Genomic DNA, 15,511 nt, shown 5'->3' with positions numbered 1-15,511 from the left:
ACAACGGGTGCCAGACCTGATGCCCTTAAACTGCGACAACAGATTGCTTAGTCGTTATTTGCAACCGTGCCATACTCAAGTAAGATTAACTCAGAAGAAGGTAATCAGTGTTGGTCCCAGGGAGATAAAACATGTTGAAGGCAACCCGTAGGTATCTTCGTGCCGCCGGCAGCATTTTAGATCTGATGCCAGCGACAGACTATCTGGCAGACATCAACAAGCAAAGTGATGCGCAGAGAATGGCCAGCGATTTTCAAGCCATAGGTGACGACCTAAGAGTAGCGATGAATGCATACGGAAGAAAAAAAGGAATTGAATCAGGTATTGCAAAACGCTGATGCAGAGAATAGGGAAAATGAAGAAGCACAGGCACTTGCCGAAAAGGTCGAGTCTACGCTGATTGAAAACCCGGTATTCCTTGAACGCCTGCTTGCCAGGCCACAGATCAAAGCCATCGTTTCATCCACATTTTTTCGCGGACCGCTTCCCCCTCCAGAAATGCTGAAGGAGTACGATGATATCGTGCCCAACGGCGCTGAACGGATCATGGCGAAAAGCGAGCGAGAGCAAGCACATCGCCATCGTATCACTGAAAAAGGCCTTGACGGCGAGATAAGCAGAGACAAACGTGGGCAATGGATGGCATTTGCCATTACCATGACTATTCTGGCGATCGCGACTTTTTTTGCCTGGAAAGGCGAAATGGTGTTTGCCGGTACGTTAATCACGCTTGATTTAATCGGGCTGGCGTCGGTATTTGTTATCGGACGATATCGTCCTGCCAACAACAACGAATAATCTACCAGCCTTCCCCAAGACTCAGTTCGAACATGTCGGCTTTGTGCAGGCTGTTCATTGTAGCAACGCTTGCCGCCAGCAGCCGATTCGCGTAAAACTGTCTGCCGCTAAAGCCACTATTAACCGCAATTCTGGACGCTATGTTTCAAGATAACCCGCTGCTTGCGCAGCTTAAACAGCAACTCCACTCTCAGACGCCACGAGCGGAAGGCATCGTTAAAGCCACCGACAAAGGATTCGGTTTTCTTGAAGCCGACGCGCAGAAGAGCTATTTCATCCCGCCGCCGCACATGAAGAAAGTGATGCACGGCGACCGCATTATCGCTACGTTGCACACCGAGAAAGAGCGTGAAATTGCGGAACCGGAATCACTGGTAGAGCCGTTCCTGACCCGTTTTGTCGGTCGGGTGCAGAAAAAAGATGACCGCTTGTCTATCGTGCCCGATCACCCGCTGCTGAAAGACGCGATTCCCTGCCGCCCGGCGCGTGGGGTCGAACATGACTTTAAAGACGGTGACTGGGCGGTCGCGGAAATGCGTCGTCATCCATTGAAAGGCGACCGCGGTTTTTTTGCTGATCTCACTCAATACATCACCACCGGTGATGATCCGCTGGCGCCATGGTGGGTGACGCTGTCGCGCCATAATCTGGAACGTGAAGCGCCAAACGCTGACGCCGCCGATCTCGATGACGGCACGCTGGAACGCGAAGACCTGACCGGGCTGGATTTTGTCACCATCGATAGCGCCAGCACCGAAGATATGGACGACGCACTGTATGTGCAGGACAACGGCGACGGCACGCTGGAGATGACGGTGGCGATAGCTGACCCGACTGCCTACGTACGCGCCGACAGCGAACTGGACGCCATTGCTCGCCAGCGCGCGTTCACCAACTACCTGCCCGGCTTTAATATCCCGATGCTGCCACGCCAGTTGTCGGACGACATCTGTTCGCTGCGCCCGAACGAGCGCCGCCCTGTGCTGGCCTGCCGCATGACCGTCGCCGCCGATGGCGCACTGAGCCAGACTCAGTTCTTTGCCGCTTGGATCGAATCACGCGCCAAGCTGGTCTACGACGAGGTGTCTGACTGGCTGGAGCAACAGGGCGACTGGCAACCGGATAGCGACAACATCGCCAGCCAGATCCGCCTGCTGCACCGCGTGTGTCAGGCTCGCAGCGCCTGGCGCGCCACCCACGCGCTGGTGTTCCGCGACCGTCCGGATTATCGCTTCCTGCTGGGTGAAAACGGCGAAGTGCTGGATATCGTTACTGAACCGCGCCGCATCGCTAACCGCATCGTAGAAGAAGCGATGATCGCCGCTAACGTCTGTGCAGCACAGGTGCTGCGTGACACGCTGGGCTTCGGTATTTACAACGTCCACAACGGCTTCGACCCGGTTAACATCGATCAAGCCGTGGCGGTACTGGAAAGCAACGGTATTCATGCCGATGCCCAACAGTTGCTGACGCTGGACGGCTTTTGCATTCTGCGCCGCGAACTGGACGCTCAGCCGACCCAGTTCCTCGACAGTCGCATTCGCCGCTTCCAGACGTTTGCGGAAATCAGCACCGTGCCCGGTCCGCACTTCGGTCTTGGCCTGGAGGCTTACGCCACCTGGACCTCGCCGATCCGCAAATACGGCGATATGGTCAACCACCGATTGCTGAAAGCGATCATCACCCACCATTCAGCAGAAAAACCGCAGGATGACGTGACGCTGCAACTGGCCGAACGCCGCCGTCTCAATCGCATGGCGGAACGTGACGTCAGCGATTGGCTGTATGCCCGTTTCCTGAAAGGCAAGGCCGGCACCGATACCCGCTTTAGCGCCGAAATTCTGGACGTTAATCGCGGTGGGCTGCGTGTACGTTTGCTGGAAAACGGCGCTACCGCGTTTATTCCGGCATCGTTCATTCACGCGGTGCGCGACGAGCTGGTGTGCAGCCAGGACACCGGCATCGTGACGGTGAAAGGCGAACCGGTCTACCGCCAGAGCGATACCCTGACAGTCGTGTTAACTGAAGTGCGACTCGAAACTCGCAGCATTATCGCCAAACCGGCGGCCTGATTCACACCCAATATGACGCCACCCAGCCGGGTGGCGTTTTTTTACCCCCGTTCTTCCTTACCCTACATAGCAACATGCATGAAGGAGATGTGAACATGAAAAGAATCACACTAGGCAAAAGCACCCTGTCAGTCCCGAATATTGCTCTGGGTTGTATGCGGCTGGCGGGAAAAACGCAGCAGGAAGCGGTAACATTGTTGCAGACGGCGCTCGACGTCGGGGTCGATTTCTTTGATCATGCCGATATCTATGGTGGTGGACGTTCCGAAGAGATGTTTGCCACAGCAGTGCGTCAGGCAGGCATCGCCCGTGACAAGCTGATTATCCAAAGCAAATGCGGTATCCGCCCCGGCTTTTTCGATTTCTCCACAGCACACATCATCGCCTCGGTCGAAGGCTGCCTGAAACGCCTGAACACCGATTATCTCGACACTTTGCTGCTGCACCGTCCGGATACGCTGTGCGAACCGGATGAAGTCGCCGCCGCGTTTGATCAGTTGGAAGCCAGTGGTAAAGTGCGCCATTTTGGCGTCAGCAATCAGGCACCGTTGCAGGTTGAATTACTGAAAACCGCAGTGCGCCAGCCCTTGCTCGCCAATCAGTTGCAGTTCAGCATCATGCACACACCGATGATCGACGCAGGTCTCAACGTCAATATGGCCCATGCGCCGTCGCTTCATCACGATGGTATGGTGCTGGAATACAGCCGTTTACAGGGGATGACCATTCAGGCATGGTCGCCGTTCCAGTATGGTTTTTTTGACGGCGTGTTTGTGGATAACGACAAATTCCCACAACTGAACGCAACCCTGAAGCACATCGCCAGCCAACATGGCGTGTCCACCACCGCTCTCGCTGTCGCCTGGATTCTGCGTCACCCAGCCAATATGCAGGTGATTGTTGGCAGCATGGACCCACAGCGCCTGCAAGATATCGTCACCGCCTCTGAACTGCGTATCAGCCGCGAAGAGTGGTACGAAATCTACCGTGCAGCTGGCAACAAACTGCCTTGATTCCCCCGCCCGGCGTTCGCCGGGCCACCCTATTTATTCTTATTCCGCGTCGCGGCATACCTTTCCACATCGTGGTACGCTTTTCCACGTAGCAGCACACCTCTGTCCCGATGATAACGATTCCCTTTGTATCCGCATCAGATTTCATGACCATTCATCAGTCTGCCTTACTGCTACAAAAGCCAGATAAAAAGTTTTTCATAACAGAAATATAACTTTGTTCACATTTTTATCTTGTTGGCACCGACGCTGACTCACCGCTGCACTATGTTTTTTACTGGTATTGCGTTTTTTACTGGCATTACGTTTTTTACTGGCATTGCATTGTTTTCGCCATCGCGTTGCTTATTGCCATCACGCCGTTTATTGATGTCCCGGTGTTTATATATCTCGCGTTTATCCGCTGCGCCGTAAGGCAACGTCTTTACAGCCAGTCAGGATTGCCAGCGACCGGGAATGACAACCAGTCAGGAGTCAGTGAGATGAAAACCATCAAAAGCATGTCGATCTGGATAGCTATAGCCATAGCGGGTGCCGTGGCGTTCGCCATGCTGGCGCTGAGCCAAGGGGAGCATGTGAATGCCGTCTGGCTGGTGATCGCAGCCATCGCCTGTTACAGCATCGCCTACCGCTTCTACAGTTTGTTTATTGCTCGCCGGGTGTTTGAACTGGATGATCGTCGCCTGACCCCAGCCGAACGTCATAATGACGGGCTGGATTACGTCCCCACCAATAAGTGGGTGTTATTCGGTCATCACTTTGCCGCCATCGCCGGTGCTGGCCCGCTGGTAGGGCCGATTCTGGCAGCGCAGATGGGCTTTCTGCCAGGGACGTTATGGATTCTGATTGGCGTGATGCTGGCCGGTGCAGTGCAGGATTTTCTGGTGCTGTTCATCGCCACCCGGCGTGATGGCCGCTCATTGGGCGAAATGGCGCGTCAGGAATTGGGTTCCTTCGCCGGGGTGGTGACCATGTTGGGGGCGCTGGGCGTGATGATCATCATCCTGTCGGCACTGGCGCTGGTCGTGGTCAAGGCCTTGACCAACAGTCCGTGGGGAATGTTCACCATCGCTTCCACCATCCCGATTGCGCTGTTCATGGGCGTCTACATGCGCTTTCTGCGACCGGGCAAAATAGCCGAAGTCTCGCTTATCGGCTTCGTACTGATGATGATGGCGATAGTCTACGGTGGCGACATCGCTGCCGACCCTTATTGGGGACCGTTCTTTACCCTGAAAGGCACCACCTTGACCTGGGTACTGGTGATTTACGGATTCGTTGCCTCAGTACTGCCGGTCTGGCTGTTGCTGGCGCCGCGTGATTACCTGTCCACGTTCCTGAAGATCGGCGTCATCGTCGGGCTGGCTATCGGTATCCTGTTTGCGATGCCGGAGCTGAAAATGCCCGCGGTTTCGCGCTTTATCGACGGCAGTGGGCCGGTATTTTCCGGCAGCCTGTTCCCGTTCCTGTTCATCACTATCGCCTGCGGCGCTATCTCTGGCTTCCACGCGCTGGTATCCAGCGGTACTACGCCCAAGCTGGTGGAACGCGAAAGCCATATCCGTTTCATCGGTTACGGCGCGATGCTGATGGAGTCCTTTGTCGCGATCATGGCGCTGATTTGCGCCTCGGTGATCGACCCCGGCGTCTACTTCGCCATGAATGCCCCCGCTGCGCTGATTGGTACCACGGTAGAAAACGCCGCGCAGGTGATCAGCAATTGGGGCTTCGTCATTACGCCGTCTGACCTGACGAATATCGCCAAAGATGTGGGTGAAACCTCGATTTTGTCCCGTGCTGGCGGCGCGCCGACCTTCGCCGTCGGCATGGCACATATCATCACCGACATCTTTAACAGCCGGGCCATGATGGCGTTCTGGTACCACTTTGCCATTCTGTTCGAAGCGCTGTTTATTCTGACTGCCGTTGACGCCGGCACCCGCGCCTGCCGGTTTATGGTGCAGGATCTGGCGGGGCTGGTGGTGCCGGGCATGGGCAAAAGCCACTCCTGGCTGGGCAATCTGGCCGGAACCACCGTGGCGGTGGCAGGCTGGGGCTTTTTTGTTTATCAGGGCGTTATCGATCCGCTGGGCGGGATCAATACGTTGTGGCCGCTGTTTGGCATCGGCAACCAGATGCTGGCCTCCATGGCGCTGATTCTCGGCACAGTCGTGTTGTTCAAAATGAAGAAGCAGCGCTACGCCTGGGTGACCATACTGCCTACTGTCTGGCTGTTTATCACCTCGATGACCGCCGGCTGGCAGAAAATTTTCCATGAAAAACCCAGTATCGGTTTTCTGGCGCAGGCCAAACGTTTCTCGGCGGGTATCGAATCCGGCACGTTGATCGCCCCGGCGAAAAACATGCAGGATATGGCGACCATTGTGTTTAGCAACCAGATCAATGCCATCCTGTGCGGCTTCTTTATGCTGGTCGCCGTCACCATGCTGGTTGCTGCGATCTTCGCTATCCGCCAGGCGTTGTACAACGACAAACCTACCACGCACGAAACAGCGGTGGCGTGGCGTGAAAAAGCGCATAACGGCTGACCACCACGCCGATAAGCCGAATGTTCCATTATCGGCCATCACGCCTCTTCTTTTGCACAGAGGCGTGATGTGCATTTAATGATGCGCTGTCTGCTGCTGTTCCAGCGTCTTTTGCGCCACATCGTGCTGCGGCACGGTGCCATCTCCGCCTTTGATGCGTTTTGACCACATCGCCGTGATAATCGGTACCAGAGTGGATGTCACAATCACCGATGCTGCTACCAATGTGGTTGCCGCCGGTGCCACCGGTTTAAACGCCGGGACCATTTCCGCGATCAGCACGGGCGTCGCTACCGCCGCGCCCGCTGAGCTGGATGCGGCAATACCCGCGGTACCGTCGCCGCCTCCCAGCACTTTGTCCGCTACCATTAGCGGAATACCGGTAATAATGATCACTGCCAACCCCAGCATTATCCCCAACAACCCGGTCTGACCGATTACGTGCAGATCGATAGTATTACCGAGTGCAAAGGCTAAAAATGGAATTAGCGTCTGTACCGAACGGCTAAAAAAGTCGCGCAGTTCTGAATCCAGATTCCCCAACACAAACCCCACCAAAAACGGCATCATCGCACCGATAAACATATGCGGCTCGAACGACGTAATGCCAGCGGTGTCAAGAATCACCATGGTCATCAGTGGACCGGACTCCAGCGACATCAGCACAAACGCCCCCGACTCCTCTTTGGTGCCATACTGTTGCATGATCGAGGCATACAACCCACCGTTGGTCATGTCCATGGCGGCCACCAGCGCCAGCGTGGATAACCCGGCAAAAAACCCTGCTTCAACCCCGTTTTCCGGCAGAATACGCACGGCAACTGCCGCAACCACCCAGGCCACGGCAATTTTCGTCACGACCAGCGTGCCGGACTTACGCAACACCGTTCCGGTGGCACTCAGCCGAATCGATGCTCCCATACAGAAGAACCACACCGCCAAAATCGGTACCGTGCCAGTGATCAAACCATTGGTAAAGGACCCGAAATACTTGCCCGCCCCCGGCGCAAAGGTATGGCAAAGCGCACCGAGAAACAACGGCACCAGCATCATGCCACCCGGAATCTTTTCGATAAAACGTTTGATACGCATAGGATTGATTTGCCTGAAAAAGGTGGGGACAGAACCTATGAGCAATACAGACGCCAGCCAACATGACGCCCCTCATCATGATGGAGTAATAGCCGTCCAGCCCACCCGAAGGTCAGACGGTGCCACACCCATGCATAGACCTCGTCAGCATTGACGATGAAGAAAACGACACCCAAGGGGGACACGCACGCACCGCTTACTTCTCATTGCTGAAGGTAGTCACTTAACAGAGGGATAGACGTGAAGATCTGTAAGCAAATAAAACGAGATTTCTATTTTTACAGAATGATTATTTTATTTATGTATAAATGGGGTGAATGGCAGGCATCCAGCCCCATGAACATGATGATGAAATTAAAATGGATGATGAAGATAGTGTAACGTCCGCCAGCCGATGTTAACGAACTTATCTGACTCACTGTCCGTAGTACGCGTTCTTACCATGTTTGCGCAGGTAGTGCTTATCCAGCAGTACCGATTGCATTGGTTCCAGCGCCGGAGTCAACTGGCGCGAGAAAATCCCCATGTAGGCAATCTCTTCCAGCACCACCGCATTATGTACCGCGTTATGTGCGTCGGTTCCCCAGGCAAACGGGCCGTGCGCATTAACCAGTACCGCCGGGATATCCTGTGGCGACAAGCCACGCTCACGGAAGGTATCAACAATCACCTGCCCGGTTTCCCACTCGTAGCAACCATTGATTTCCGCTTCAGTCATCAGTCGCGTACAGGGGATAGGTCCGTAGAAATAATCAGCATGGGTGGTGCCCCACGGCGGTAAATCTTTACCCGCCTGTGCCCAGATGGTGGCATGTCGGGAATGGGTATGGACAATACCGCCTAACGATGTAAAAGCCAGATACAACGCACGATGGGTGTCGGTATCAGAAGACGGTTTACGCTGCCCCTCGACGACCCGCCCTGTTTCCACCTCCACTACCACCATATCCTGCACGGTCATTACGTCGTACTCTACACCTGAGGGTTTAATCACCATCAGTCCACGCTCACGATCCACTGCGCTCACGTTCCCCCAGGTGAAGGTCACCAGTTGATGCCGGGGTAAAGCCAGATTGGCTTCAAGCACCTGAATTTTCAACTCTTCCAACATCGTCCGCCCTCCTGTGTATTTGCCTTATTCTCACGTTGGGTTACCAACACAGGTATGGGCTGAATGGCTGAAAAACAGGCTGAGTTCTGCTGGGACGATGGGAAAGGGAGCACGGCGACACGCCGATGTTGATAACAAGGCGGTGTAATATCACCAGCTTACTGTGAATTAAGAGTTTTTCACCTGTTATCCCCCCCGCCGATAATTATACTGGCAGCCAGATATACACAGCGCGTCATAGCAATGTACTCATCACACTACTGTGACAACAAGATGCTTCATGGTGGAGATAACATACCGCCGTGAAACCTGAACAACAGGAGAAAAACCATGAAAATCAATAAAAAATTTACAACAGCTGTGCTGGCTATGGTGGTAGTGAGCACACTGGCAGGCTGCGCAGGCATGAATAAACGTCAGCGCAATACTGCTATTGGCGCCGGTATTGGCGCGCTTGGTGGTGCGGTATTGACTAACGGCAGCGCGCTCGGCACTGTTGGCGGCGCAGCAGTAGGGGGCATCATTGGCCACCAGACTACTAAATAACAGGCTCCACTAAATAAACAGGCTCCCTCAGGAGCCTGTGCTGTTTTTACTCTTCCGCCACCGACGCTGGCAAGGTGTCACTTAGCCCCCGGCCAGCTTGACCTTCATGCCCCTGGCTTCCAGCAACTGCTTAAGCTGATCACGTTTGTCGCCCTGGATTTCGATCACGCCATCCTTCAGCGCACCACCGCAACCGCACTTCTTTTTCAGTTCTGCTGCCAGCGCTTCCAGCGCCGAGTCATCCAGATCGACGCCGGTAATCAGACATACGCCTTTTCCCTTACGCCCACTGGTCTGACGCTGAATGCGTACAATGCCGTCGCCCTTAGGGCGCGCCGCTTTCTGTGCTGGTTCGTCAATACGCCCGATCTCAGTGGAATACACCAGGCGGCTGTTATCATCACGCATTATTTTCCCCCCAGCGAAGCCAGAATCGTTTTCAGGGTCTGGGCCGGATCAGCGGACTGGGTAATCGGACGGCCAATCACCATATAATCCACACCAGCCTGTTGCGCCTGCTGCGGCGTCATGATCCGCCGCTGATCGCCTGCATCGCTGCCCGCCGGACGAATACCCGGAGTAACCAACCGAAAATCCGCACCGCAAACCTGCTTTAACCGCACAGCTTCATGAGCGGAGCAAACCACGCCATCCAAACCGCACTGTTGCGTCAGACGAGCCAGTTTTTCCGCCTGTTCTGCTGGCGACAGGCTAATTCCCAACCCTTGCAGGTCCGCTTCATCCATGCTGGTCAGCACCGTCACCGCTATCAGTAACGGCGCGTTGTTGCCAAACGGTATCAGCGCTTCACGCGCCGCCGTCATCATGCGAGTACCGCCGCTGGCGTGCACATTCACCATCCACACACCCAGATCCGCCGCAGCGGCCACAGCTCTGGCGGTGGTATTGGGAATATCATGAAACTTAAGGTCCAGAAACACCTCAAAACCACGTTGTTGCAGATCGTTGACCAGTTGCGGCCCGAACAACGTGAACATCTCTTTACCGACTTTTAACCGACAGTCTTTTGGGTCGATGCGATCAACAAACTCGTAAGCGGCACGCTGCTCAGCGTAATCCAGCGCAACAACAATCGGAGAACCTGTAGCCGTGGTGTTTGAAGAAGTATCTGAGCCGTTCACTGGTGCGCTCCCGTCGTTAAGCCTGAGTGAGTTAATCATTTCCGCCGCGCATTCTACCCGCCCCTGCTGGTAAATGCCAAACTGCGCCATTGCCTGACCTGTGCATGAAGTCAGCAAACAATAGTATGTTGTAACTAATTCCATCCACGAATCACCCGTGACGAATGGCACCAATCGGACTACTCCCCGTCCAGCCCACGAATAGGTTTTACGCTGTCCCAGGACCGGCACGACGGGCAATGCCAGTAGAGCGATTGGGAAGTGAAGCCGCACTTATGACAGCGATAGCGTGGTTTGGCCTGAATTTGCTCACCAACCATGTTACGCAGCACCAGCAGGCTCTCTTTGGCGCGGCCATCTTCCGCTTCACGCAGATGGTAGTCGATCAAGCGGTGGAATACCCGCATGGTGGGATGGCGCTGCAACTGGCGGGTTACGTAATTTTGTGCAGACTCGGTACTTTCATACTGTTCCAGCACATCAGCCATCATAAGATCCGCAGTAGAACCACTTTTTTCTTCAACACAGCGGCGCAAAAATGCCGCCCAACCATCCGGCTGCTGCAAGTGGCGGTAGCACTCCTGCAACATCGGCAGGGCTTCGCTGACCAGTTCAGTATCCTGCTCCAGAACCTGCTGCAGCACCGCAACAGCCTGGGCATAATTCTGCTGTGCCATATAAATACGCCCCAGCATGATAGATACACGGGCGCATTGGTTATCAGTCGCAGACGCTTTTTTCAGCATCACCATGGCTTTGTCGAGATCATCGCTGCCCATCGCCTGCAGCGCCTGTTCACAATAGAAATGAGCAATCTCGCTGCGTAGCTGCGTTTTGCCCAGTTTGACCAATTTTTCAGCGGCATCGATAGCATTCGGCCAGTCGCTGGTGGACTGGTGAATCTGCATCAGTTGCTGCAAGGCGCTGGCACGAAAGTCTTCTTCATCCACCAGTTGCTTGAAAATGCCTTCGGCGCGGTCATACAGACCGGCAATCATGTAATCTCGCCCTAATTGCTGTACCGCCAGCAGGCGTTGTTCAAAACTAAGGGAAGCGCTTTCGGTCAACGCCTGATGGATACGAATCGCGCGGTCCACCTCGCCGCGCGAGCGAAACAGATTCCCCAGAGTCAGGTGAGCTTCAAAGGTATTGCTGTCATCTTTCAGCATGTCGAGGAACAGTTCGACCGCCTTATCCTGCTGATTAGAAAGCAGGAAATTCACCCCGGTGACATAATCGCGCGACAGACGGTTGGTTTCGTCCTGTTTGTCCTGCTGCGCGCTCCTGCGGCCCATATACCAGCCATAGGCGGCGGCAACCGGCAGCAACAGAAACAGCAGTTCTAGCATGGAGGCGATCCTTAGTGGGTAGACTCAGCAGAGTTTGCGCCGCTGGCGCTCTCCGGGGCAGACAGTTGCTGCTCAAGACGTTTGATTTTACGTTGTTCACGCCCTAGCGCAATGCGCAGACGCAGATAAAACAGGCCGCAGATCACCCAGCCGAGCGCAAAACCAGCGGCAAACAACGTCGCCAGCAATGTCGACAACCGGTATTCCCCCCGTGCCAGCAGATAGTTGAAAGTAATTACCTGATCGTTATGCGCTCCCAGCGTAATCGATACGATAAATACCGCCAGCACCAGAAAAAAAATCAGCATATATTTCACGTTCGCTTCCTGTGATGTCGCCTTAAACGGATGAATTATGCCAAATTTCGGCAGTGAACCCTATTAACTTAACATTTCCTCAATCGGTGGGGAAACGCTAACGGGAGGGCTGGAGGAAAAACGGGTAATAGCGTTAACATAACGGGATGCCCTGGCAATAAACCCGGCGGGCCATCCCTCTGACGCTACCCTATCAGGCATCCGGATGAACAGGCTGACGATAGGTCGTGGCAGTTTGCGGCATAAGCGCGCACAATGGACCACACCAACGCTGTGCCAGCCAGACAGCGACCAGCGACACGATGGCGCTGAGCAGGGTAGCCGCCGCCACATCCTGCGGCCAGTGCATCCCCAGTAACAGGCGGCTGGCAATAACGCTGTTCGCCCACAAGATGATTAACAAGACCGATACATAATGGCGTCGTGCCCATAATAATCCCACTGCCAATAACGCCCAGGTAGCGGCAAACATGGCATGACCAGACGGGAAAGCGTAATCTGCCTGTTCCTGCCAGTGTTGACGTTGCCACGGCGGCAGTTGTGATTCCTGTTGCAGTTGCTGTTCCAGCAGGCTGGCACGTTCGCTGGTAGGGAGTGAATAAAAGTACCGGTCATCTACCTGATGCGCCTGCTCCAGCCAGACCACAAATGGCCGGGCCTCCTGGGTCCAATTTTTCATCACCGATTTGCCACCTTGCCCCAGCACCACGCTGGCAAGCAATAGTGTTATCAGTATCAAAGCCGGGCGGATACCTGGACGCAACAACCATAAAAACCAGGCTGACAACACCACGCTGGTCAGGATTCCCCAAGGGGCAGAAACGGTTTCGGTCATCCAGAACAAGGGCTTAAGCCACCATCCCGATACGGTTGGTTGCCACTGCCATTTGGTAATCCAGACCAATACGGGCAACACCATCAATGATATTGTGCCAATCAAGGTGCGTTTGGCGAGGTTGTACATTACTTCTCCCTATAATTCAGCAGGATATCAGAACAAAATTTTCACAAATTTATCAAAAAAGAGCGCATCGATTGTGAGTATGACGTAAAATACTTGTCAGTTATGTCAACAAAACCACGATAATTCCGAACCTTTATTCATAAGTCAGAGAGACAACGGACTATCCTGCTGCCGGGAAAAACCCGGTAGTGTTGATAAGGATTCCCCTCCAGTACGGAGCAAGGAATTTATCATTTACACGTTGGAGATTAACATGCAGCTAAAACGGGTGGCGGAAGCCAAACTACCCACCCCATGGGGCGATTTCCTGATGGTAGGATTTGAGGAAACGGCTACCGGGCACGATCACCTGGCGTTGGTTTACGGTGATATTTCCGGTCCAGAACCGGTACTCGCCAGAGTACATTCGGAATGTCTGACCGGAGATGCATTGTTTAGCCTGCGTTGTGATTGCGGTTTTCAACTGGAAGCGGCCCTGAACCACATTGCCGAAGAGGGACGAGGCGTGCTGTTGTATCACCGTCAGGAGGGACGCAATATCGGGCTACTGAACAAAATCCGCGCTTATGCCCTGCAGGATCAGGGGGCCGATACGGTCGAAGCCAATCACCAATTGGGCTTCGCCGCCGACGAGCGCGACTTCACACTCTGTGCCGACATGTTTAAGTTGTTGAACGTGGAAGCCGTGCGCCTGCTGACCAACAACCCGAAAAAGGTCACTATCTTGACTGAAGCAGGCATCAATATCGTAGAACGTGTGCCACTGATCGTCGGTCGTAATCCGAAAAACGAACATTATCTGGCAACCAAAGCGGCCAAAATGGGTCACCTACTGGATACGCAATAATCACTATAATGCCAGGCGGCTAGCCGCCTGGCATATCTTCACCCGCATCTTTATCAATGTTTGATGATGTAGATATCCTTACTGTAATAATCCCCTTTCAAATCGGGCTTGAACCCGCCCACATACGGTTTCACCATCTGGCTACGTACATAGTAATAGATAGGGATCAGCGGCATTTGCTGTTGCAGGATAGTCTCCGCCTGATGATAGAACATATTGCGCTTGTCTAACGACGATGCCTTAACCGCCTTGTCCAGCACCTGATCGTAAGCGTTGTCAGTAAACTTGCCCGTGTTGTTGCTGTCGTTGGCGCGCAAAGTATCGAAATAGGTGGACGGCTCGTTATAGTCAGCACCCCAGGAGCTCCTTACCACCTCAAAATTACCGGTGCGTGAGGTGTCCAACAGGGTTTTCCACTCCTGATTCAGTAGTGTCGCTTCCACACCAAGATTCTGTTTCCACATTGATGCAGCAGCGATAGCGATCTTTTGATGTGATTCGGAGGTGTTATACAATAACTGGAATTTCAGCGGATGGCTTGCATCATAGCCTGCTTCCTTGAGCAATTTTTTCGCTTCGGCATTACGCTGCTGCTGCGTCCAGCCCGCCCATTCCGGCTGATTACTGGTATAGCCGGCCATGCCGCGCGGTACGTAGTTATACGCCGGCACCTGGCCTTGTCCCAGCACTTTGTCGGCAATGACACTTTTATCGAGCGCCAAATCCAGTGCACGCCTGACCCTGGGGTCATTGAACGGCGGTTTCTGCGTATTGAAGCGATAGATATACGTTGAAAGGTACGGCGTAACTTTCACTTCATTCGGTAATTCTCGCTTCAGGGCGCTGAACAATTGGCTGGGCATGGTGAAGGTCGTATCGACCTCCCCGGCCTTGTAGCGATTCACTTCGGCTGTATTGGAAACAATCGCCAGATAGGTCACTTTGTTCAACACCGTGTGAGCGTTATCCCAATAATTTATGTTACGTTTGGCGGTGATGCGTTCATTGACAACCCACTCGGTAGGAACAAACGGGCCACTGCCGACAAAATTAGCGGGTTGTGTCCATTTATCGCCGAATTTCTCAATCGCAGCTTTAGGAAGGGCGACCATCACATAGTGGTCAACCATCGGCAGGAAATAGGACAGCGGTTGATCCAGCGTGACCTGTACCGTCTGCTTATCCAGCGCCTTGATGCCCAGCTCCTGCGGACTCTTTTTGCCAGCGATAATGTCGCCTGCGTTAAGCACATGCATACTGCCAAGGTAAGACTGGTACGGCGACAAGGTTTTGGGATCAACCAGGCGCTGCCAACTGAATACGACGTCATCGGCAGTGATCGGGCTACCATCCGACCATTTCAGCCCAGGGCGCAGGTGGAAGATCCAAACCTGATTATCTTTATTTTCCCAGCGTTCCGCCAAACCGGGCATCACCGTACCATCATCGCGTACTGACACCAGTTTTTCGAAAAAATCGTGAATCAGATTACCTTCTACGTCACTTTCTACTTTATGCGGGTCCAGCGACGCCGGTTCAGAACCGTTCGCGCGCACCAGCTCCTGTTGCTCCGCCAGTTGCACACCAGCAGGCACCACCGCCGCCTGCACCGAAACCGTAACAAAACTCAATGCACCCAATACAGATGCCAGCCAACGCGTGTCTATCGTCATTCCATTCTCCACTATTATCCCCGCCCTATTTGAGGTTG

The 15,511-nt window shown here is 54.0% G+C and carries 15 protein-coding genes; 7 read left to right on the top strand and 8 right to left on the bottom strand.

All coding sequences use genetic code 11. The features are described from left to right. The first annotated feature begins 131 nt into the window (after positions 1-131). The 5 genes from Dpoa569_RS08035 (at position 132) to Dpoa569_RS08015 (ending at position 6,432) form a co-directional block, all read left to right on the top strand. Positions 132-338, top strand: coding sequence for a hypothetical protein (locus Dpoa569_RS08035; RefSeq protein ID WP_042871015.1), 207 nt, complete (start codon positions 132-134; stop codon positions 336-338). Then, complete coding sequence (locus tag Dpoa569_RS08030; protein ID WP_042871017.1) at positions 325-798, top strand: DUF2335 domain-containing protein; 474 nt, start codon at positions 325-327, stop codon at positions 796-798. The genes Dpoa569_RS08035 and Dpoa569_RS08030 overlap by 14 nt, the downstream gene beginning before the upstream one ends. 140 nt (positions 799-938) lie before the next feature. Further along, complete coding sequence (locus Dpoa569_RS08025; RefSeq protein ID WP_042871019.1) at positions 939-2,870, top strand: exoribonuclease II; 1,932 nt, start codon at positions 939-941, stop codon at positions 2,868-2,870. A gap of 95 nt (positions 2,871-2,965) precedes the next feature. Beyond that, positions 2,966-3,883 carry an aldo/keto reductase gene (locus Dpoa569_RS08020; protein ID WP_042871021.1) on the top strand — a complete coding sequence of 306 codons (918 nt, stop codon included), beginning with the start codon at positions 2,966-2,968 and terminating at the stop codon, positions 3,881-3,883. A 482-nt stretch (positions 3,884-4,365) separates the two neighbouring features. Next, the gene (locus Dpoa569_RS08015) at positions 4,366-6,432 is read left to right on the top strand and encodes a carbon starvation CstA family protein (protein ID WP_042871023.1); all 2,067 of its coding nucleotides are present in this window, start codon (positions 4,366-4,368) and stop codon (positions 6,430-6,432) included. Positions 6,433-6,507: 75 nt separating this feature from the next. Here Dpoa569_RS08015 and kdgT read toward each other — a convergent pair whose 3' ends face one another. Next, positions 6,508-7,524 carry a 2-keto-3-deoxygluconate transporter gene (gene kdgT, locus Dpoa569_RS08010; protein WP_042871024.1) on the bottom strand — a complete coding sequence of 339 codons (1,017 nt, stop codon included), beginning with the start codon at positions 7,522-7,524 and terminating at the stop codon, positions 6,508-6,510. Between the two features lie 415 nt (positions 7,525-7,939). Beyond that, the gene (gene araD, locus Dpoa569_RS08005; RefSeq protein WP_042871026.1) at positions 7,940-8,635 is read right to left on the bottom strand and encodes an L-ribulose-5-phosphate 4-epimerase; all 696 of its coding nucleotides are present in this window, start codon (positions 8,633-8,635) and stop codon (positions 7,940-7,942) included. Positions 8,636-8,965: 330 nt separating this feature from the next. On the opposite strand from araD, the gene osmB reads away from it, so the two are divergent. Next, a complete protein-coding gene (osmB, locus tag Dpoa569_RS08000) occupies positions 8,966-9,181 on the top strand; it encodes an osmotically-inducible lipoprotein OsmB (protein WP_042871029.1) in 216 nt (71 codons plus the stop codon). Between the two features lie 81 nt (positions 9,182-9,262). Here osmB and yciH read toward each other — a convergent pair whose 3' ends face one another. The 5 genes from yciH to pgpB all read right to left on the bottom strand — a co-directional run bounded on the left by yciH (position 9,263) and on the right by pgpB (position 12,953). Then, positions 9,263-9,589 (bottom strand): stress response translation initiation inhibitor YciH, encoded by a 327-nt coding sequence (gene yciH, locus Dpoa569_RS07995; protein ID WP_042871031.1) that lies wholly within the window; start codon positions 9,587-9,589, stop codon positions 9,263-9,265. Continuing rightward, positions 9,589-10,362 carry an orotidine-5'-phosphate decarboxylase gene (gene pyrF / locus Dpoa569_RS07990; protein ID WP_227983205.1) on the bottom strand — a complete coding sequence of 258 codons (774 nt, stop codon included), beginning with the start codon at positions 10,360-10,362 and terminating at the stop codon, positions 9,589-9,591. The genes yciH and pyrF overlap by 1 nt, the downstream gene beginning before the upstream one ends. Positions 10,363-10,502: 140 nt before the next feature. Beyond that, entirely contained in the window at positions 10,503-11,672 is a 1,170-nt protein-coding gene (gene lapB / locus Dpoa569_RS07985; protein ID WP_042871033.1) for a lipopolysaccharide assembly protein LapB, read from the bottom strand. Between the two features lie 11 nt (positions 11,673-11,683). Then, positions 11,684-11,989 (bottom strand): LapA family protein, encoded by a 306-nt coding sequence (locus Dpoa569_RS07980; protein WP_042871035.1) that lies wholly within the window; start codon positions 11,987-11,989, stop codon positions 11,684-11,686. 193 nt (positions 11,990-12,182) lie between these two features. Continuing rightward, complete coding sequence (pgpB, locus tag Dpoa569_RS07975) at positions 12,183-12,953, bottom strand: phosphatidylglycerophosphatase B (RefSeq protein ID WP_146411223.1); 771 nt, start codon at positions 12,951-12,953, stop codon at positions 12,183-12,185. A gap of 253 nt (positions 12,954-13,206) precedes the next feature. Between pgpB and ribA the strand changes: the two genes are divergently transcribed. Beyond that, positions 13,207-13,800: a GTP cyclohydrolase II gene (gene ribA / locus Dpoa569_RS07970; RefSeq protein WP_042871038.1), complete on the top strand. Its 594-nt coding sequence runs from the start codon at positions 13,207-13,209 to the stop codon at positions 13,798-13,800. Between the two features lie 53 nt (positions 13,801-13,853). On the opposite strand, the gene Dpoa569_RS07965 is transcribed toward ribA, so the two are convergent. Continuing rightward, entirely contained in the window at positions 13,854-15,473 is a 1,620-nt protein-coding gene (locus Dpoa569_RS07965) for an ABC transporter substrate-binding protein (RefSeq protein ID WP_042871039.1), read from the bottom strand. Positions 15,474-15,511: the final 38 nt, after the last annotated feature.

This window comes from Dickeya poaceiphila (assembly GCF_007858975.2).
In the GTDB taxonomy this organism is placed as follows: domain Bacteria; phylum Pseudomonadota; class Gammaproteobacteria; order Enterobacterales; family Enterobacteriaceae; genus Dickeya; species Dickeya poaceiphila.
The sequence above is the reverse complement of the archived record's forward strand: the minus strand, read 5'-3'. Positions and strand labels throughout refer to the sequence as shown.